A 20915-nucleotide genomic window follows, 5' to 3' on the forward strand; every position below is an offset into this window, starting at 1 on the left:
CACCGTTATTTGGACCGAACAAGGATGTAGGAATATCAGCAGTAAACGGATTTATCTTCTCACCGGATTTTAATTCATGGCATCGACTTTAAATTCCCCGGCCAAATCAGTTTTACTTCCCCATAAGTGCCACATATGTTTATTAGCCTGATTCGCCACGAAATCCGGTCCCAAGATACCGATTTTCCCTTCTATGCCTTGCATTTCGATTCCTTCACTTACAAACTTTGGGCTGATTTCTGCATCTTTTTCTGAAGTATTTGAACAACCAAATAAAATTAGCAATCCAACGATTAATATGCTAGTACAAAAAAATTTCACATTAATCACTCCCTTCATCTCAATCCATTATAACGACCAGGTGTCCCATAAGGTTCCAATGACATTGATGTAATCTACCACTAGCTTAATGAGCCCGCCCCTACGCGGCAATTAAGCGTCTATGTTCCTGTCGCTTACAAAATAAACAGCAGCCCCCTACTCCCCGTTATCCTGCCCGTTAGTTGAGGAGAAAGCAGCCAGTTTTTAGGTCGACTGCCCTCAATTATCTTCATTGAGCTATCATTTCCCGTTAGCTTGCTTCACTTCAGGTTGTACACCGTGAGGGTCTAAGCGAGAAATCCGTTGAAACGGCTTTGTCTTCCAAAATTCATACGGTACGAACCCCTTACTCCGAATTGCATCTAATGATCGTGACTTCATATGAGGACGAGTAATGTACTGTTCTATGTTGCTCACCGTCAGCCTTACAAACATAGCTTCCATTATCTCTTCGGGCTGAATTTTTAATTGGCCATCAATGAGTTCTGCTTTAAATACCACCGATAATAGATTGCTTGTTTCCTTGTAATAAACTCCCGTTACACCAATGGGACGTATCAGAATTCCAGTCTCTTCAAGGACTTCACGAGTAATTGCATCATCAAGTGATTCACCTTCTTCTACATTTCCACCAGGGAATTCCCACGTATCCGAGCGCCAATGAGTCTTTACTAACAGAACTTCACCTTTATTATTCTCAATGAATGCCGACACTGAAATCTGATGTTTTGGCGGCAAATATGCATCTACCAAAGAAATCCCCCCATTCACAAGCTATCCAAAAAGCCGGCTGCCTTTTAAATGTCTTCATTCAGCTATCGTTCCCCGTCAGCTTAACTTTTTAAAGAAACAATTACTGTTCAAGTCCTACAAAATTGCATCGCCAATCAGAAACCCATGCGGGAAAATACCCTAATCGATGAGCTACTCTCTGTGAGGCAATGTGACTGGCGATTACATCATAACTTGGTAGCGCGCTTATTCGGATATCATGCGGTTCGTGAGGCTGCCCAGCTTCTCGATATTAATCGTGACGATGTCGCCGGCCTTTAAGTAGACCTGATTCTCCGGCGGTTTGCCGAGCACGACGCCTTCCGGCGTCCCGGTCAAAATAATGTCGCCGGGCACGAGCGTCATATGGTGCGAAATGTAGCTGACGATTTCGTCGCAGCGGAAAATCATGTCCGACGTGTTGGAATGCTGTCGCACTTCGCCGTTTACTATGCACTTGATGTCTAATGCGTTCGGATCGCCGACCTCGTCCGCGGTAACGAGGTACGGCCCGATCGGCGAAAATTTGTCGCACGACTTCCCGAGCAGCCACTGCTGAGTGCGCATCTGCAGGTCACGCGCGGACAAATCGTTGGCGGCGCAATAGCCGAAAACGTAGTCCAGCGCCTCTTCCTTGGCGACATATTTGGCCGTCTTACCAATCACGATGACAAGCTCAGCTTCGTAATCAACCTTCTGCGATGTGCGCGGCAGCGGCACGTCTTCGCCGTCAGCAGCCAACGTGTTGCTGAATTTGCTGAACAGAATCGGATACTCCGGGATTGGCGCGTTTGTCTCCTCGGCGTGTTTGCGGTAATTAAGGCCGACGCAAATGATTTTGTTCGGGTGTGTAACACATGGTCCGAGCTTGAGACCCGATTTTCCGAGCAGGACGTCGCTGCAAGACGCCAGTGTGCGGTTAACTGCTTGCTGCAGCGTCCGTATCGCATCCTCCCCGCCCTCGATCACTTCGTGCACGGTGCGCGGTCCCGGGCCGTCACCAAGTGCCGCCGCAACGTCGACGATGCCTACCTCGGTAGCGACACCGAGGCGGTATGTATTGCCTTCAAGATAGGTTAGCAGTTTCATAGGTTATGGTCCTCCCTAAGCATTTTTTCTGAAGACGATGACGCCATCGATGTAGAGTGGCGAGTCCATCATGAACTTCGATTCGTTGGAGGCAAGGAACAGTGCCTCATAATTTTCCTCCGGATCGGCCTACGTCTGGCGCAAATATAAAGGATGTTGTACGTACGGTGCGAAATCGACCTGCATCGACTTGGTCAGGGCCAGCCTCGTGAATCGCCCCGTCGCCGCTGATGTCGGCATTGCTTGAAGTGCATGAAGCCTCCGACGTACGCCGGGGTTCCGGCGAGAGACCTATGAACTGAAACTAAAAAGCTGGTGTTTTTACTTTTTAATGATCACGAATCAAGAAAACTGCCTGTTAGAGAAAAAGTCTTCGATTGAGCTATCGTTCCTGTTAGTTAATTCAATTCACAAATAAAAGCCGCAACTTGTTTTGAAATGATCAATTCTCCACCACAGGATTCAATTTTTTGTCTAGTTAGAGTAAGGAAAGTGTGTGAAATTGCTTCCCGTTGTTCGCGGCTTAATGATATGTCATGAAAAGGACCTTGATAGAGTTGAGTTGCCATATAGTATTTTAACACAGGCTCTGGATCTGTTACCTTGAATCCTGCCTCATAAGTTAGTAGTTTTACTCGATTAAAGTGCTCTAACAGTATGGCCTCTCCATTTTCTAAGGAAAAAGGAATCGGATCGTCTTTAATTTCAAATGGGATATGTAACTGATGCATTGTCTCCTGATGCAGTGCGAAGAATTCAGGCATCCCCCGGCTGCTATTAGTCGTAGCTAAAAATTGTCCTGTATTTCTTAAAACTCTGCAAATTTCCTTCAATCCTTTTTTCAAATCAGGTAGATGGTAAAGCATGTGATTAGCCATGACGACATCAAACTCATCAGAAAGAAACGGCAATTTTTCAGCGTCAGCAATCATGTGGAGGATAGGTAGCCCTTCCTGTTCTGCCTGAATACGTGCTGAATTCATAACTCCCTCTGTTAAGTCACAACAAACCATAAACCCGCCATTATTCTTCAAAATTTTACTGGTGGGGATCGAGAACCTCCCATTCCCTGTTCCAATATCAAGAACGCGTTCACTGCCCAACAAGTTAAGCTTATCTATGGTCCAAGTTTCAAACATTTCTGTTGATATTCCGTATTTACCCATGACCTCATACTTAGCACTAAGATTATTACCTGTATTATAAATTGATTTTATGCTTTCTTTATTTTGTGAATTCTCGTAGTAGTTCCGGACTTGACTCATTTTCTCGCCCTCCTATCCGTATTTTAATTGTTCATAAATTCAATATAAATTAAAATTTCGATAAAAGTTAGGGGTTGAATTTGTCGATATTCCTGTAGACTAATTAGCACTATCCTGCCCGTTAGCTTAATGTCTGAAGCCAGTTATAGATTTGTTACTCCGTTTTTCCGGGCATCAGCTTATCGTACTCGGTTCTTCTTTGGAGCCTGCTCAGCCACGTATTATAAAATGCTAAAAACTACATCTGTAATGAGAATCCTCTTCAACCACTGTTAACCATATTTGTTCTTATCTTTTTCGGCTGAAGATATATGTTGTTGTCGTCGGGTTTGGACAAGACCAAATATCTTTAAAACAAAAAAAGCCGCTGTTTAGCGGCTTATAAGCATGTATGTTCTTGTCGTCTTACAACCTTAGCGGATCTTGAGCAACATATTCGAGTCGCGATCGCTCAAGATCCGCAGTTCAATCGGAACAACACTTCCGTGAATCGGATTTATAACAAGATGCATTACTTTAGCCAAGCTATAAAGCGCGCGAGCATGGTGGATACTTCAGCCCGCGAGACAACACTGGCAGGGTCCAGAAGGTTCCCTGGCTTGCCATTCAGGATTCCCGCCTCCGTAGCCCAGCTCATAGCGTCCTTTGCCCAAGCGGAAATCTCGCCGCTGTCCGCAAAGCTCTTGCCGATGCCGCCCACAGCAGGTTGACCCCCGTACCGGTACAGGAGCGTGATCAGCTGCTCACGGGTAATAGCAGCCTCCGGAACGCTGCCGTCGCTGATCCCCGTAGCCACTGCCCAGTCCTGCGCCTTGCTGTACCAATACAAGCCCCCTTCGGTCTCGGCACCGTCCAGCCGGGCCATCACGGTGAAGAGCATGGCGCGGCTCATGGATGCATTGGGGGCAAAATTCTCGTTATCTGTCCCTAGGAACAGTTCACGGCTGGCAGTAAAAGCAATCGACTCCGCAGCCCAATGGTGGTCAGGCACATCCTTAAAGGTGATCTTGTTGTCTACCAGCTTCACTGTTACATCGCCCCTGACCAGGATACTCAATCCATTCTCCGTCATTACGGAGGTCCCGATGATTGTTCTGGAGCGGTCACCCCTGACCGTATAGGCTACAGTGGAGGCGGAGGCTTTCTTGACGGGAATTGTAATCCGTGCTTGTGCCACGCCTTCGGGCAGATGAACTTCGGCCGTTACTTCCCCTAGCGACGTCGTAATTGTCTCAACCTTCACACCCTGCGAATCGGTGACGACAGAACGGCTGCTTCCGTCCGGCTTGCTCACGGTCTCGCTTTTGCTGCCGTCTTGCTTCGTGACTACTTCGGTCAGAGTGCCACTGCGTTCCTTCGTGATGACTTTACGGTCGCCATTCGGCCAGACGGTGGTCTCCGTAACTGTTCCGGTATTCTGTTCTGTGACGATAGTCGTTGTGCTGCCGTCCCCATTCTTAGTGATCGGGGCAGGCGTAGGCGGGGCAGTCGAACTGGCAGGCTCGTTGCCAGAATTGCTGCCGCCACTGGTCGCATATACACCGACAGTCACAACACAAGACGCTGTGTAACTGCCGTCTGCAGTGGTCGCCTTTATCACAGTCGTGCCGGAGGCGTGGGCACTCACAAGTCCGTGCTCATCCACAGAAGCTACAGCCGGGTTTGATGTGCTCCAAATCACGGTCTTATTAGATGCTTCAGCGGGTTCTACATGTGCAGTGAGCTGGACAGAGGGGCTCCCATAGTTGGTATACAATTGCGCACTGGTTTGGTTCAGGCTCACACCGGTGACAGGAATCGATTGATTAAAAGCCGTAATAGTGAACTCCACATAAGGACTTGCTTTATGCGTGTCCGTTTCGCGGTATCGAACCCAGTACGTTCCGGGCTGCAGATTGGCAAGTGTATCACCTTCTACATTTAACCAGGTGCCCCCATGATCTGAAGACCATTCCATGGAATCATTCACCCCGGTGATGCGTCCATCATTGGCGCCAGACGCTGTTTCATCGACTTTCCCAAGACCCTCTGGCGCGGCCTTTGGTCCTCCTATGACCATAGCTTTGAAATCATCAAAATCGATGGAGGCATTGGCGTATCCGTCGATCCCGAACAGTTGTCCGATCAGCTTGTCACCGCCTGTATGGCGGAAATTGTAATCCGTAGCTACCGGAACATCGTCGAGGTAGACGGTGTAGGTCTTGTTATTCCAGTTGGCCACCATTTTGATTTTGTACCATGTATTGTAGGACACGTTTTGGACTGCTTTCTTGGATCCACCGTTCTGTACAATAAACTTACCGGTATCAAAAGCAGTGACCATCGAATAATTGCCGGTACCGCTGTCGTTTCTCATCATGGCGCCATTGGCGTACTGGAAGCTGCTGTTTAATCTGGCGCGATACTCGATGACGATGCGCTGATCCCCCTCCGCTTTTACCTCCCCTGTATATGGCAGGAACAGGTTTGCCTTGCCCGAGGTAGCGGTCGTGGTCAGTCGAAGAAATTTATTACCGTCCTCTTCCTTTACCGTTGCGGTAGCTCCATTGGTCAGATCTTCAATGGTGATACCGTAAGGGTATTTGCCTACCGTATCGCCGGAGAAATCCCGGTAAGCGTTATAGACAACGCCATCCTGCACGCTGTTAAGCGAACCTAACAGAGCCTCTTCCGCCTGAGCGAGATTATCCAGTACCCCGTCAAACTGCTCTTTGCTCAGATCCGGGTTGGAGGCCATCTCTTCTGCTTTATCCACCTCGGCCACAAAAGCGTCATACTTGGATTGGCTATAGTTGCCTAACCCAGTGCCCAACGGATAAGAGAAATTCGCCAGTCTATTGCGGTGCTGATTCACAATGTCATCAAGGCCCCATCCTGCAACGACTTCTACGGGTACAGTGGAAGGAATATCTCGGCCATCCACCTTCAGAATGACTGGCACCTGAACCGTACCAAGAGAGCTGAAGTCCATCCCCTCCGGCTTCCAGCTGACAACTTCCGCCGTCATCGACTCGCTATTGTATACAACATCCACAACGCTGGGCGGATCAGGAGTCACTCCCGAAGGAGTCTTCACTTCGGAAACCACCTGAACCGCATCAGAAGCGTCGATTACCGTCAATTGGATTGCCGTTTTGCTGCCGTTGTATTCGGCTGTAATAAGAGCTGTACCCGGTTTATCTGCGTATACTGATGGGGTGACCGAGACAGTATCAATCCGGGCCACCCCGGGATCGCTGCTGGTATACTGAGCATCAGCTGTCACATTCTTCATTTCATAGTTGTTATAGCGAGCAGTTAACTGCAATGGAAGGCTTCGCTGTCCGCTGGTCAGGACGCGGTCCAATCCGCTCATGTCAAGAGACTGCACTGATCTGGGCTCTGCGACTACGGTTACCGCGGCCGTTGTTGTTTTCCCATGATATGTCGCGGTAATCGTCGTACTGCCCGCCCCGACAGCCTGAATCTGATCCCCTTCATCAATAATGGCTACCTTCGTGTCGGAAGAACTGAAGGTAGCTCCTGTATCGATAGCGGTATAGGTAGCGCCCGTTACCGTATACAGGGGCAAGCTGCGGGTTTCGTTCAACCCCAGGGTGAATCCTGGGGATTCAAATAAAATTTCCGATGTATCCAGCTTAAATAGATCCATACTGTCGATTTCGGCCAGATTGCTCCCTTTCGAGAAGCGTATGATGTTGTCGCCTTCCTTAAGGAAGACTTTCGCCGTGGAGGCTCCCCAACGATTCGGACCAGAATACACGATGTTCAATTTGGCACCGGAGCTGCCGTTGACCGACAATATATGGGAGGCATCCGCCGCATTGGGGGAGCCGTTGGCATTGCGCACGGACATGTTATAGAATCCCGCCTCCGGCACATTTACTGTAATCTGGGCATAATCATTGGCGTTCTTGATACCCGCGATTTTCATACCGCCTGATGCAGTGCTTTCCCGCAGGACAGCCGGAGAAGTTTCTCCATTCGGATCCTTCACCAGGAACGCATTTTCCGCTTCATACCGCTTCCGCATCGGCTCGCCGGAAGGTATGGCAATCGGTATGTTTGGATCTACCGGCGCTCCCAGGTTCGGCGTATTGTCGTCATTCCAAGTGAATTTCTGTGCGTAGACTTTGCGGGTCCAGCCAGACCCCGGCCAGCGGGCAGCATGGTAAATGATCCAGTCCTCCGCACCATCAGGAGATGAGACGATACTATGGTGGCCAGGGCCGTAAACACCATTGGCGCTAGAAAAGATCGGCTTATCCCGCTTTACCCAGGAGCCAGGGTTCATTAAATCGTCGCTAATCTTGGCCGTGATCAATCCGAGGGAGTAACTGTCTGTCCAGCTTCCGTTGGCCGAATAGATCAGATTGATGGTGTCGCCCTTTATAGTGACCTCGGGCCCTTCATTGATCCTCCCCGGGGAAGTTTCCCAGTCATATTCAGGCGTTGAAATCAGGACCCGTTCCGAACTGATGGTCCGCGGATCGCTCATCTTTGCGATATATAAATTTTGAAAGCTTCCGTCGGTTTCCTCCCAGCCGGACCAAATAAAATAGTGATCCTCATTTACAGTCAGCACTGTGCCGTCAATTGCCCAACGGTCGGTGGAATCGGTAATTTTTCCTTTGAACTCCCAGGTTCCCGTCATCGGATTATCACTGGTGTTCTCCAGCACGTACATGCGGTGGTTTGCGTTGGTTCCGTTGTCGGCTGCGAAGTAAATATACCATTTGAATTGGCCATCGTTATCTTTGAGATAGTGCATTTCAGGCGCCCAAACATCGGAACTGTACATGGACCCTTTAACCGGTGTCCAGGCTAGGCTTCTCTCGCCCGCTTCAATGCCGGTAATCGTCTTCGCTCTGCGGATCATGATGCCGCTGGCATTGACAAAGACATTGTAGTAGTAGCCGTCCGTATGCTTGTAAACCCAAGGGTCGGCCCCTGTTTGCATGATAACATTGTAGAAATCAGACACATCCTTTCCCTCCTGCCGGGATGCCAAATCCGCCCTATCTGGCGTTTGCTCTGCCGCCATAGCCGCTCCGTTCCATTGCGGCAGCATCAGCAGCACGGCGAGACAAAACAGCAAATACCTGAATCTTTTCCTATCCCATAAAACCGCTTTCAACTTCATCCATCCCCCTGTCATTGATTTTTTCAGCCATGTCCTCATTCTACTTTTAGAGAAAATTTAAAAAATGTACTATCTTAAATTGTTTTGGTAACCGTTTTAGAAAAAGTGTCTTGACCTTCGGATTATACTTAACCCTCTCAGCGTCTGATGGTTATCGCCGGAAATTCGAAGAAAAAAAGGACACAATCCCCGATTAAGGGATGTGTCCTGAAGAAAAACATTACATTGTAGTGTGTCCGGATATCGACATAACCTTACTCTTCCGAAGGTTTGCGGTTGTTTAACAGCTTTGGAATCCTCACGGTCACTGTCGTCCCATGGCCGAACTGGCTTTGTATGGCGATCCCGTAACCATCTCCAAACAATAGCCGGAGCCTGTTATGGATATTGGAAAGTCCGATGCTTGCAGCCTGTTGGCCATCTGGTACAGGTTCCGGGGATGCCATGCCCAGCTTAGCCTGAAAGGAAGCCAATTGCTCCGGGTCCATTCCCTTCCCGGTATCCGTGATTTGGAAGCACACGTCCCCATGCGCATCTATGGTGCCGGTAACTTGAAGCCGGCCCCCTTGATCCATCCGCTCAAGCCCATGATAGACCGCATTCTCCACAATGGGTTGAAGAATCATCTTAGGGGTTTGCATCTCCAAGAGTCCCTCGTCCACATCGATCTCGATGATAAATTTATTTTCATACCGGATGGCGATAATGTTCATATAAGCCTGAATACAGTCCAGCTCTTCCCTTATCCGCACAAGATCATCATTTCTTATGCTGTACCGGAATATTTTGGACATGCATGATGCAATTTGCGCGATCTCCCTGCTTCCGTACTCCAATCCGATGCTGCTGATGCAATTGAGCGTATTATAGAGAAAATGGGGGTTGATCTGGCTTTGCAGGGCAGCAAACTCCGCCTGTTTCTGGCTCAGCTCAGATTCATATAATCTGGCCTGGGTATTGATCATATCTCTAGCCATCTGTTCCCTTTCATTGATTACCCGGTTAATGTCACAGGCCAGCATGCCTACTTCATTGGTAGACCGGACTTTAATGCGGAAGCCCATGTCCCGGCTCCCCACTCTCTTCATATCCAGAACAAGTCCCATCACCGGACGCATCAGATTGTTCATTAAGAAACTGCCCATGATAAGCATGCTTAGAATCATCCCAATCCCCACGGTAATGCTGACTTTCCGTATAGGGTTCATGTCTGCAGTGAGCTCTTGCACTGGAATCATACTCACAACCCGCCACCCGTCTGCCTGCTCCAAACCCTTAACCTGGACGAGAATATCTTCCCCATCGATCGTTGTTTTGACCCCGTTAAGCAGGATGCCCTTATCCATAGACAGAACTTCCCTGAATAACGCACCCCGGGCATTGGAATTGGTGGAAGCAATCACCTCATCCCGGTTATTCAGAATGTACAAGGTAGAGTTGGGCGTTAATTCCGTATTTTCCACTAGCCCCTGCATTTTGTCCATATTGACCAAAACGGTACAGTAACCCGTAATTTGGGAGAAATAGATTCCCCCGATGGCCTCCACAATCGGCGCGATATAAAAGAACTGTTCCGTTCCTGTTCTGTCGTCTTTTAGAATTGAGGTGAACATCCCCTTGTCCCGCAGCGAAGGATCTTCCTTATACTTCTGGATAAAGGTATCATAACGATTGAGAAAAAAAATATCTCCGCTTGCCGATGCCAAACTGTAAAGCCGTCTTCCCCGAATATCATTAATTACAATTCCGTCCACATACGAATTAAAGGATCTCATATATTCCATGAGATCCAATGCATTTGGACCGCTATTAAACGCCCTTTTGTAATCATCATCCACTACAGAAAATTCCTGAACCCGTCTGCTATTGACCGCAATGCTGGTGCTGACCCTGATATCACTAAATGCAGAATCAATTTTGCGGCGTGTTTGTTCTATCATCTGGTTACTGTAATGGGCGGCTCTCTTCTGGGTTAAATTAGAGAAACTATAATAATAATAAAATTCCATCACAGTAAAAATGATGATTGAGAAGAAAAAGATAAGCCATATCTGATGCTTCAATTTCAGTTTACTGATCTTCATGGCCCGCCGCTCCGTTCATATCAACTTTTTCTGAATTTGGTGGGGGTCATCCCGCAATGCTTCTTGAACACTTTATTGAAATAATAATAATCGACATACCCGGCCTTAATGGCCACTTCTTCAATGGAGAGATCCGTCCGCTTCAGGAGCTCACGGGCTTTCTTGATTCTCAGCTCCGACACATATTCAGAGAAGGTTTTGCCCAGATTTTTTCTGAATAATTGACAGCAATACACCTGGTTAATGAAGAACTGGGCAGATAAATCCTTCAAATACAATTTCTGCTCAAAATGATGGTTGATATAATGGATCATCCGGTTGAAGCAGGACTGGATGTCCCCTTCCTGTACAGAGCGGCTGTTTCCTATCCTGATGGAGTCGAGAACCTCATGTAAAAAGCTGCATAGCGACTCAAAGTGTTCAAATCGTTCCTTGATCTCGGAATAATTCAGGAATTCCAGTTCCATATCCTTCAATTCCTCTGAATATGCTTTTATAAGGATCCCGACGGCTTGATTCCACAGGTAGACAACCTCAGACATGCCCAGATGATGATCCCTGAAGTATGCCTGCAGCCCTTTAATGTACGCATCCACATCGTCAAATTGATTTCCCTGAAGGATGTGGTGGATTTCATCGATACATGGCTTCACCAGATGAAGCTTCGGCTCGTAGTGAACGACGCCCCCAGCTTCTTCAAGAAAAACCTGGGAAGCGGACAGGTCTGCTTCTTTTATGAGCTTGCTCATGTGCTTTAGTTGATTAGAGATGCTGCTGACGCCCATAACATGGATGCCCGTCTTATTCAGAACCCACTTACCCGACAGTCCTTCCAGACAATCGCTATGCTCCGTCATCAGGACAACTAGCATTTTTCGGGCTCCAGCTTCAACTTCCACAACATGAACAGGCTTTCCCTCCAAAGAAAGCAGGTTCCTCATATTTTTATGTTCTCCCTCGAAATAGATGGACAACACCTGATAATAGTACACAGCTGCATCATCGGGAAGCGGTAGGAAGGTCTTTATCTCGCCCTCATTCGCCGAGGTCAGTGCATCCAGAAGGAGTTGGTTTCGTGCTGTGCTTCTTCGGGAGAAGTGCATGGCCAGCTTCGCAATGAAAGGGTCAGCCTTATCGATATCCAAGGGTTTCAGGAAATAATCCAGCGCGCCATAGCGCAGCGCCTCCTGGGCATATTCAAATTCCGCATATCCGCTTACGATGACAAACTCAATGTCCATCCCTTCTACTTTGGCCCTCTTCATCAGATCCAGTCCGGATATTTCAGGCATACGGATATCCGTAAATACCAAATCGGGTTCATTCGCTTTTATGGCATCCCATGCTGTGTAAGCGCTTTTAAATTGTCCGATAATTTCAAATCCATATTTATCCCAATCGAAGGCGTTGCGGATTCCTTTAATTGCCCACGGCTCATCATCTACAATCATGACCTTGTACATGGGTATCCTCCTGAACATATGGATTCTCCCGAATAATAGCAAAATTATTCGGGAACAGCAACGAAAAAAGGATAAACCACAGACTGGTTTATCCTTATGCCATGGATTACTTGCTCTGTGCTTTGACATCTCTATAATTCTTTATATTTTCATCCTGAACAGCCTGACCGCCGGCGTCCATATATTCTTTCACGAGCTTGTCATACAAGGCGTCGAACTCTGCCGGCTTGGCAACGACCAGCCTGTCACTCATCTGCTTGTTCATGTCACCCAACGTTTTGCCGTACTTGATACTAGCTTCGTTCGAGACACCGTAATAGAAGCCTGTATAACCATCCGTCGTGTTGATCTTGTACGAATCGACAGCCAGTTTTTCATAGCTCTGATCTCCGGCTGCTAAGGCTGCTGCATACGTTCGGACATTCTTTTCGGTATCGCCCAGCTCTGCACCGTTTACAATTAGAGTATAATCCATATTCAGATTGCTCGTTTGCATATTTTCGCCGGTTTGCGCAATCCCTTGCGGGATGCCGTTTACAAGCTTATGGTTGACGCCTTCTTCACCAAACTGAAGGAAGTACATCACCTCCGGATCAGCCATCCAGTTCAGATACTTTATGGCCAGCTCCGCATTTTTGCTGCTTTTCGGGATGAAGGAGAAAATCCCGTTTTCATTGTACATCTCTTTCAGGTATTTCCCCTCATCGTTTTTGAAGGTATCTACAGCAACATAGTTGGCATCAGGTGCATTTTGCTTCAGTGGTTCACGAATTTTTTGTGAAAGTGGATAATCCCAGTTGGCAGCGTAGAAGCCTACTTTGCCATTGGTCACATCGGCATCCGCTTGTTTGGTTGTTTTATCCAGTGCAAAGTCGGGGCTGATCAGCTTTTCATTATACAGTTTGTTCAGCCATTTATAAGCATCCTTGGTGCCGGGCTTCAGCCAATTGGTGGTGGTAACGAATTCCTCCTCCGACATCGGACCCCAGAACGAAGGAATCAGGTTGCCAAAGGTGTAGTTCATGCCGGAAGCCGCAGTTGCCCACGGAATGACACCATCCACATTACCCGGGTTCTTGTCACGGAAAGCAACGAGGGTATTATATAATTCATCCCGATTCGTTGGAACAGGCATTCCCAGCTTATCTAGCCAATCCTTGCGGATAAACATGCCGTTCCAAGCGATCAGAGTCCGCTTGCCTGGGATCGAGATTTGTTTGCCCTCATATTTCCCGTAGGAAAGAACTTTCTCGCCCAGATAAGACTTTAATTGCTGGCCATGCTTCTCCAACAATTCATCCAGTGTATAGAGGCCACCGCTTTTTGCGAAACGGGTTACGGTATTCCCGTCATAAGTGAAGGAAATATCAGGGGCCTCGTTGGCAGCCATCAACACATTCAGCTTGTCGACTTCTTGGGAACGGGGGACAGGAACAAATTTTACAATGGCGTTATTAGGCTTCCCGAATTTTTCATTGACATATTTGGTCCACGCGTTGTTGTTCAAGTCCGGTTGTCCCTGAATACCTCTGTCAAACACTTCCACTGTCAAGGTTACCGGGGAACCGGAGCCCGTTTCCGATGCGTTGGACCCTTTTGATACCGTCTCCCCATTGTTATTGCCTGCGCCACCACAGCCTGCCACTCCTACGGCTAGAAGCACTGTGCTAAATAGAATTGCTGCTTTCTTCTTTATGCCCTTATACACTTTAACCACCCTTTCGTTCTTGTGATTGATTCTCTTAAATCATCCGCGAGGCCTGGATCCCCCCTTCATCATAATCTGTTTCCCCATCAACCCTTGATAGCCCCGGTCATCACACCATCCACGAAATACTTCTGCAGTTTAGGATAGATCAGCAAAATCGGAATCGTTGTAAACATGACACTGGCCGCTTTCAAAGACTCAGGGACAATATAGGAGCCGACACTTCCTTCTCCTCCTTGTTGGCTATCCAACTGCTGATTGGCCGAAATGATCTGGTATAGCTTCATCTGCATAGGGTACAGCTCTTTTTTCGTAATGTAGAACAACGCATCCTGGAATCCATTCCATCTGTCCACCGCATAGAAAAGGCTTAATGTGGCGATCGATGGCAACGAAAGGGGGAGCACAATCTTGATGAGAATGCCCAGATCCGAACACCCGTCAATGGCTGCCGATTCCTCCAGGCTCTCAGGAAGATTGCTGAAGAAGGTTTTCAGGATGATCAGATTAAACACGCTCATGGCACCCGGCAAAACCAGGCTCCAAACCGAATTCATCATGCCCAGGTTTTTAACCAGAATATAGGAGGGAATTAAACCGCCGCTGAAATACATAGTGAAGACCAACGCCGTCAAAATAAAGTTTCTTCCCTTCAGCCGCTTCTTCGTTAACGGATACGCTGCACATATGGTCAGGAACATGCATACCAAAGTGTAAAATATCGTTAGCACAATACTGTATCCAAGCGTATAAAGCATATCCATATCGCTCAATATGGTTTTGTACGTTTCTGCTGTGAAGTCTACTGGCCACAGTCCTACCTTTTGAGAAATAATCGCTTCGTTGGAACTGAAAGAAAGCGCAATCATGTACAGAAACGGTACGATACATGTGAAGGACAATGCCACGATAAATACAATGATGGCAATATCCGCTACAGTCATTTTTTTCATCTTGCCCCTATTGCTCGCCACCCTCACCATATCCCATCCTCGCCTAGTTTTTTCGCAACAAAGTTTGCAGATAACAGCAGGATCAGGCCGACCACGGATTGGAACAATCCTACCGCCGTTGCCTGGGAGAAATCACCCGAACTAATACCAACTCTATACACGAAAGTACTGATAACATCAGAGTAATCGCTAACCAGTGAATTCCCCATCACAAAGGGACGGTCAAACCCGATAGAAACCATTCTGCCTATTTGGAGAATCAGCAAAATATTGATGGTTGATTTAATGCCAGGCAGTGTAATATGCCACATTTTGCGAAGCCTGCTGCAACCATCAATATCGGAGGCCTCATATAACTCCCTATTGATTCCGGTAATGGCCGCCAAATAAATGATGGTGCCCCATCCGATATTTTGCCATACGCCAACGGCAATATAAGTAATCAGCCAAGGTATTTTCCGCGACAGAAACTCAATCTTCTCCAAACCAAAGCTCGACAGGAAATTGTTGATCATGCCGCCGTTAGAAAACATCAGGTAGACCATACCGCCAATAATAACCCAGGACAAAAAGTGGGGCAGATACAACACGGTCTGGGTCATTTTCTTGAATTTTGCCTGTCTTACTTCATTTAGCAAAATCGCCAGAAGAATGGGCGCTGGAAAACCTGCGATCAAGTCCAGAACATTCAGGACCAGCGTATTCTTCAATGCACGGTAGAAGCTGTCCTGCTCAAAAATAAACCGGAACACATCCAGTCCTACCCATTCGCTCCCTCTAATTCCTTCAAAAATGTTGTAATCTTGGAATGCCATCACAAGGCCATAGATGGGTGCATACTTGAAAATCAGGATATACGCCATAGGCAGCAGCAAAAGAAAATATAACAGACCGTCTCTTCTGATGTAGTACAGAAAGTTATTTTTCCTTTTTGCTGCGCCATACTTTCGGGAGCTGTCTAAAACCGCTTTCATTTTTCCCATCCCTCCGCCTGTAATAAGGAGCTCTCATGTTTATCATTTTACCTTCAGGATTAAATAAAAAAATGTACTCCCTTAAATCAATTTGGTAATAACTTAAAAAGGTAGTTGTATGTAAACTGTAGAGTGAGCAATTAGTCAGGTAAAAAAATAAAGAACCAGAGACCATTTGGTCCTGGTTCATTTAAATAGATATCATGCCTCCAAAATACATAAAATGAATTTTTAATATATGTAACATTTATCGGCTTCCCCTCGCAACAAGAACCCCCATCTTTAACTGTTTTGGAATCTAAAAAACAATGAAAAGTGGAGTTGCCTCGTGAAACTATTGATTTAGGGTTTATCTTTAGATTAAACCTCGACATTGTAAAAAGAACCCTAGAGGAACGCCTCTAATTGGTCGGTTCACCGTTATTTGTGCGCATATTGGCAGGCAGCTCGAATCGGCTGTAGCCCTCCATCCGGAACAGCCGGGTCGGTGTCGCCCAAGGAAGCGGATATTCACTGTATAGTTGCCGCTTTGCTGCCGCGTCTCTCATCTTTTCGGACAAGCTGGGCAGCAAGCGCACCGTGGAATCTCCATCCTCCCGCTCGGTCACGAATCGGCCGGGAATGGCACGAACGGCGCGAGCCGACTCATAGGCGCCGTTGGATACCAGCACGAAGCCTCGGCTTGCCTTGAGCGGCGAGAAGAGTGATTTCCCCGGGGTTTCAATCGCTTCCATCAGGTTCAGATACATGCTGCACATCAAATCGGTCGGACCAAACGCCAAATCCTCTTCGGCGTCCTGTGCGCGAATGGTCAGCTTGTTCTGGTAATTCCAATGCGCTTCCCCTCGCGTTCCATACACGGCAATCGAAGGCACTTCGCTGACTTCGTGACAAAGCATGGCGTAAAAATGAACGCTCACACCGTTAGCCATAACGGCGCGAATACAGGAAACATCGTCCCCATCGATGTCATTGACGTGGTAAAGCTCGGCCTGCACCGATTCCGGGTACAAGTCTGCGGCGCCTCCTCCGGCCGCCAGCAAGCTATGGTGCAGCAAGTGGGCGAACGGATTGTTGAACGTCCCGTCCAGCACATACTGGCCGTCGCTGACCAGTTTGCCAGCCCAGCGGGTTCGATCGTAGTAAGAGCGAAGCCGTTTCCACATGCCAATGCCGACTACATGCTCCACCTGCCCGAGCACACCGGAGCCGATCCTTTCCAGCAGCGTTCGGAACGCCTGGCCCGACGTATTCTGGAAGTTCACCTGGCACAAGCGCCCGGTCTCCCTCTGCACCGCGATCATCTCGTCCAAGTCCTGAATCGTTACCGCCGGGGGCTTCTCCACCAGCACGTGAAAGCCCATCCGCATCACCTGGATGCACATCGGCTTGTGGGAGGAGATCGGTGTGACGATGACGACGAAATCGATATCCGGATGCAGCGTGAGCATCTGCAAGTAATCCATATAATGGACGGCCCCAAGCGCGGTCAGCTTGTCGTAAGACTCCTGATGAGCGTCGACATTCGGCTCCGCAAAAGCAGCAACCTGCAGGCTACCCTCTTCGACCAGCTTCTGCATGACTTTCACATGTTCAGCGCCGAATCCCCCGATCCCGATCAGCGCGGTGCGACAAATCTTCACATTCCTTCCCTCCAAAGCTATGCCTTGACGAGCCGGGAACGATTCTCCCGGCCCGCCAAAGCTGCAAATTTATCATTCATACATGCTGCAAATAACGTTCCTTGATGAGCGTCAGCGCCTCGTCTCCCGGCATATCCCATACCTGCCGGTTGAAGATTTCCACCTCGATCGCCCCCACGTAACCGGCCGCTTCAACGGCATGACGCATCCGGCGCAACTCGATAAAGCCGTCCCCCATCATTCCTCTGCCCATCAGCAGGTCGGGTACCGGCACGATCCAATCGGAGACGTGGAAGCCGAGTATACGCCCCCTGGCCCGCTCAATTTGCGCGTACAGCTCGGGGTCCCACCAGACATGGAACGCATCGACGACGACGCCGACGTCTTGCGGGTCGTGCTGCTCCGCGAGCGTATTGGCTTGCGCCAGCGTATTGATGACGGAGCGTTCAGCGGCGTACATCGGATGCAAAGGTTCGATGCCGAGCTTGACTCCGTGCGAGCGGGCGAACGGCACAAGTTCTGCGATCGCTTCTTCGACCGTCTTGCGGGCGAAATCGATATCCCGGTCTGGCGCCGGTCCGCAAACGAGCACGAGCACATCGGTGCCGAGCTCGGCCGCTTCCTCGACAGCGCGGCGATTGTCGTCCATCCGCTCTTTGCGCGCAGGCGCGGTGGCCGCCGGAAAATAACCCCCACGGCACAGGCTGGAGACGCGCAGGCCCGCGTCCCGCACAAGCCGCTTGCTCTCGGCCAGGCCAGTCTCGGCCAATTTATGCCGCCACAGCGCGATCCAAGGCACTTCGGCGCGAACGCATGCTTCCACGGCCTCACGCATATTCAGCCGATCGGTCGTAATCTGGTTCAAGCTGAGTCTGTCTATGGAACGAAGCGGTTCCATACTGATCCCTCCCGGATTTTCAAACATCTCTATAAATGATTACGGCCGAATACCCGCCAACGCCAAGACAGGCTTCATCCGTTCGGCGGCAAGCTCCGGATCGGCCAATAGCCCGGCCCGGTCGGCAAGCACGAACAGCTCGGCCAAATGGACGATCGAGCGAGATCCCTCCGCTCCCCCGATCATGCGGAAATGCGGTTGGTGGCCGTTCAGATAGGCCATGAACACAATTCCCGTCTTATAGGCGTACGTCGGCTTCTGGAAAATATGACGCGACAAGGCAACGGTAGGCTCCATTATCGCCTCATAACTGACCAGATCGTCTGCGTCTAGCGCATGAAGCGCCTGGGCGGCGGCCGGCGCAATCGCGTCGAATATGCCGAGCAGCGCATGGCTGTAGCCCTGCTCATCACCCTTGATCAGTTCAGGGTAGTTGAAGTCGTCCCCGGTGTACATTTTGACGCCTTCCGGCAGCAGCCGGCGCATCTTGATTTCTTTACCGGCATCGAGCAGCGAGATTTTAATCCCGTCGACCTTGTCCGCGTTTGACCGAATGACGCGCAAACAAACGTCCATCGCGTCGTCCAGATCGTCCTTGCATCCCCAATAGCCGGCCAGAGCGGGATCGAACATGTCGCCAAGCCAATGCAGAATGACCGGCTGTTTTACCTGTCCCAAAATGCGACCATACACCCGCTCGTAATCCTCGGGCCCTTTTGCGCAAGCGGCAAGTGCGCGGCTCGCCATCAGAATGACTTGACCGCCCTCGCCTTCGATGAAGCCGACTTGCTCTTCATAGGCGGCTTCCACGTCGGCGATCGTGACCGACGGTCCCGGAAACAGATGGTCGGTTCCCGCGCCGCAGGAGATTTTGCCGCCGACTGAGCGCGCTTCCGCGATCGAAGCGCGGATAAGCTCTTTCGAGCTGTTCCAGTCAAGGCCCATGCCGCGCTGCGCGGTATCCATCGCTTCCGCCACGGCCAGACCGAGCGACCACAAATGGTGCCGGTAGGCGAGCGTCGAGTTCCAATCAATCTGCGAATGATACAGCGGATCTGCGTCCGCAAATGGATCGCAGACGACATGGGCGGCCGAGAAGGCAATGCGGCCCGTAAACGGCTTGGCCGGCACGGAGAACGAGCCTGCTTTGCCCGGAGTATATTCATACAACGCTCCCCCTGCGCGGGGGAGGAGCAGCGATTGGGTCATCTGTATTCCCCTCCTTAAGAGGTAATTAAAAAATCGGCTTTTGATCACGAAGTATAGCTATGAAGCTTACTCGACGTCGAATCTTGAATTCAGCCGGGCCTTCCGCTACTCACGTAGGCTCAGCTTCGGCACGTCGATCCAGCGGCGTTCCTGCCACGACTGCAAGCTGAGATCGGCAAGCTGGGTGCCCTTCGCGCCTTCGAGCAAATCCCACGGAAACGGCGTGCCGATGACGACATGCTTCAAGAAGAGTTCCCATTGCACCTTGAACGCGTTGTCGTATGACGCGTTGTCCGGCACCTCCACCCATAGGTCACGGAACTGGAACGGGTTCGGAATGTCCGGATTCCATACCGGCTTCGGCGTATTGACCCGATGCTGCGTCTTGCAGTCCCGCAAACCCGCCACGGCGCTGCCTTCGGTGCCGTCGACCGTAACCGTGAGCAGATCGTCGCGGTCTACGCGCACCGCCCAGGACGAGTTGGCCTGCACGATAATGCCGCCTTCCAGTTCAAATGTGGCGTACGCCGAATCGTCCGCCGTGCATTCGTACGGAACGCCCTGCTCATCAAGACGTTTCGGAATATGTGTAGCGGCAAGACAGGAAACAGCCTTCACTTCCCCGAACAAATTCTCGAGAACATAGCGCCAGTGTGCAAACATGTCGACGATAATACCGCCGCCGTCTTCTTTGCGGTAGTTCCACGATGGCCGCTGACCCTGCTGCCAGTCGCCCTCGAACACCCAATAGCCGAACTCCATCCGCACGGACAGAATTCGCCCGAAGAAGCCAGAGTCGTTTAAGCGTTTCAGCTTGAGCAATCCCGGCAAAAACAGCTTGTCTTGCACGACGCCGTTTCTCACCCCGGCCTCGGCGGCGATGCGGGCCAGTTCGAGCGCCCCTTCAATGTCAACGGCCGTCGGCTTCTCGCAATAAATATGCTTTCCCGCGGCGATCGCCTGCTTGATGCTTTCGGCGCGGCGCACCGTCGTCTGGCTGTCGAAATAGATTTCATAGTACGGATCGGCGAGGCATGCTTCAAGATCGGTACTCCAACGTTCGACGCCGTGGGCGGCGGCCAGCGCCTGCAGCTTGCTCTCCTGCCGGCCGACCAGAATCGGGTCGGGCATGATGACGTCTCCGCCCGGCAGCGCGACGCCCCCTTGCTTGCGAATCGCAAGAATCGAACGGATCAAATGCTGGTTGGTTCCCATCCGTCCGGTAACGCCGTTCATAATAATGCCGATGTTGCGAACTGTCACATTCATCGCTCCCTTCGCTTCGTATAACCGTATTGTAGTCGATGCGAAACCACTTTTCTTACGATTACGGGAACACGATTCTCAATTTTGGAAGCGAATTATTCGAGCAAAAAACAAAACCCCCGCCGGCG

The 20915-nt window shown here is 49.7% G+C and carries 14 protein-coding genes and 1 pseudogene; all 15 read right to left on the reverse strand.

Going from position 1 to position 20915, the window contains the following annotated elements; all coding sequences use genetic code 11:
• Positions 1-69: 69 nt before the first annotated feature.
• A complete protein-coding gene (locus KI379_RS13660) occupies positions 70-321 on the reverse strand; it encodes a DUF4871 domain-containing protein (RefSeq protein WP_212983882.1) in 252 nt (83 codons plus the stop codon).
• 240 nt (positions 322-561) lie between these two features.
• Positions 562-1074: an NUDIX hydrolase gene (locus tag KI379_RS13665; RefSeq protein WP_373309555.1), complete on the reverse strand. Its 513-nt coding sequence runs from the start codon at positions 1072-1074 to the stop codon at positions 562-564.
• Positions 1075-1299: 225 nt separating this feature from the next.
• Positions 1300-2181 (reverse strand): fumarylacetoacetate hydrolase family protein, encoded by an 882-nt coding sequence (locus KI379_RS13670; protein WP_212983883.1) that lies wholly within the window; start codon positions 2179-2181, stop codon positions 1300-1302.
• 15 nt (positions 2182-2196) lie between these two features.
• Positions 2197-2385: pseudogene (locus tag KI379_RS34055) on the reverse strand (short-chain dehydrogenase); the annotation flags it as partial.
• A gap of 194 nt (positions 2386-2579) precedes the next feature.
• Entirely contained in the window at positions 2580-3446 is an 867-nt protein-coding gene (locus KI379_RS13675) for a class I SAM-dependent methyltransferase (RefSeq protein ID WP_212983884.1), read from the reverse strand.
• 511 nt (positions 3447-3957) lie between these two features.
• Positions 3958-8589 (reverse strand): family 43 glycosylhydrolase, encoded by a 4632-nt coding sequence (locus KI379_RS13680; protein ID WP_212983885.1) that lies wholly within the window; start codon positions 8587-8589, stop codon positions 3958-3960.
• 254 nt (positions 8590-8843) lie between these two features.
• Positions 8844-10295: a sensor histidine kinase gene (locus KI379_RS13685; RefSeq protein ID WP_244879284.1), complete on the reverse strand. Its 1452-nt coding sequence runs from the start codon at positions 10293-10295 to the stop codon at positions 8844-8846.
• A gap of 398 nt (positions 10296-10693) precedes the next feature.
• Positions 10694-12136 (reverse strand): response regulator, encoded by a 1443-nt coding sequence (locus tag KI379_RS13690; protein ID WP_212983887.1) that lies wholly within the window; start codon positions 12134-12136, stop codon positions 10694-10696.
• A 106-nt stretch (positions 12137-12242) separates the two neighbouring features.
• The gene (locus KI379_RS13695) at positions 12243-13844 is read right to left on the reverse strand and encodes an extracellular solute-binding protein (protein ID WP_212983888.1); all 1602 of its coding nucleotides are present in this window, start codon (positions 13842-13844) and stop codon (positions 12243-12245) included.
• 86 nt (positions 13845-13930) lie between these two features.
• Complete coding sequence (locus KI379_RS13700) at positions 13931-14827, reverse strand: carbohydrate ABC transporter permease (protein WP_212968345.1); 897 nt, start codon at positions 14825-14827, stop codon at positions 13931-13933.
• Positions 14821-15771, reverse strand: coding sequence for an ABC transporter permease (locus KI379_RS13705; protein ID WP_212983889.1), 951 nt, complete (start codon positions 15769-15771; stop codon positions 14821-14823). The genes KI379_RS13700 and KI379_RS13705 overlap by 7 nt, the downstream gene beginning before the upstream one ends.
• Positions 15772-16172: 401 nt before the next feature.
• Positions 16173-17414, reverse strand: a complete 1242-nt coding sequence (locus tag KI379_RS13710) for a Gfo/Idh/MocA family protein (RefSeq protein WP_212983890.1) — start codon at positions 17412-17414, stop codon at positions 16173-16175.
• A 76-nt stretch (positions 17415-17490) separates the two neighbouring features.
• Positions 17491-18312 carry a sugar phosphate isomerase/epimerase family protein gene (locus tag KI379_RS13715; RefSeq protein ID WP_212983891.1) on the reverse strand — a complete coding sequence of 274 codons (822 nt, stop codon included), beginning with the start codon at positions 18310-18312 and terminating at the stop codon, positions 17491-17493.
• Between the two features lie 39 nt (positions 18313-18351).
• Positions 18352-19521: a dihydrodipicolinate synthase family protein gene (locus KI379_RS13720; RefSeq protein ID WP_212983892.1), complete on the reverse strand. Its 1170-nt coding sequence runs from the start codon at positions 19519-19521 to the stop codon at positions 18352-18354.
• Positions 19522-19626: 105 nt separating this feature from the next.
• A complete protein-coding gene (locus tag KI379_RS13725; RefSeq protein WP_212983893.1) occupies positions 19627-20784 on the reverse strand; it encodes a Gfo/Idh/MocA family protein in 1158 nt (385 codons plus the stop codon).
• Between the last annotated feature and the right edge of the window lie 131 nt (positions 20785-20915).

The organism is Paenibacillus cineris (genome assembly GCF_018333335.1).
GTDB classification, from domain to species: Bacteria; Bacillota; Bacilli; order Paenibacillales; family Paenibacillaceae; genus Paenibacillus_AQ; species Paenibacillus_AQ favisporus.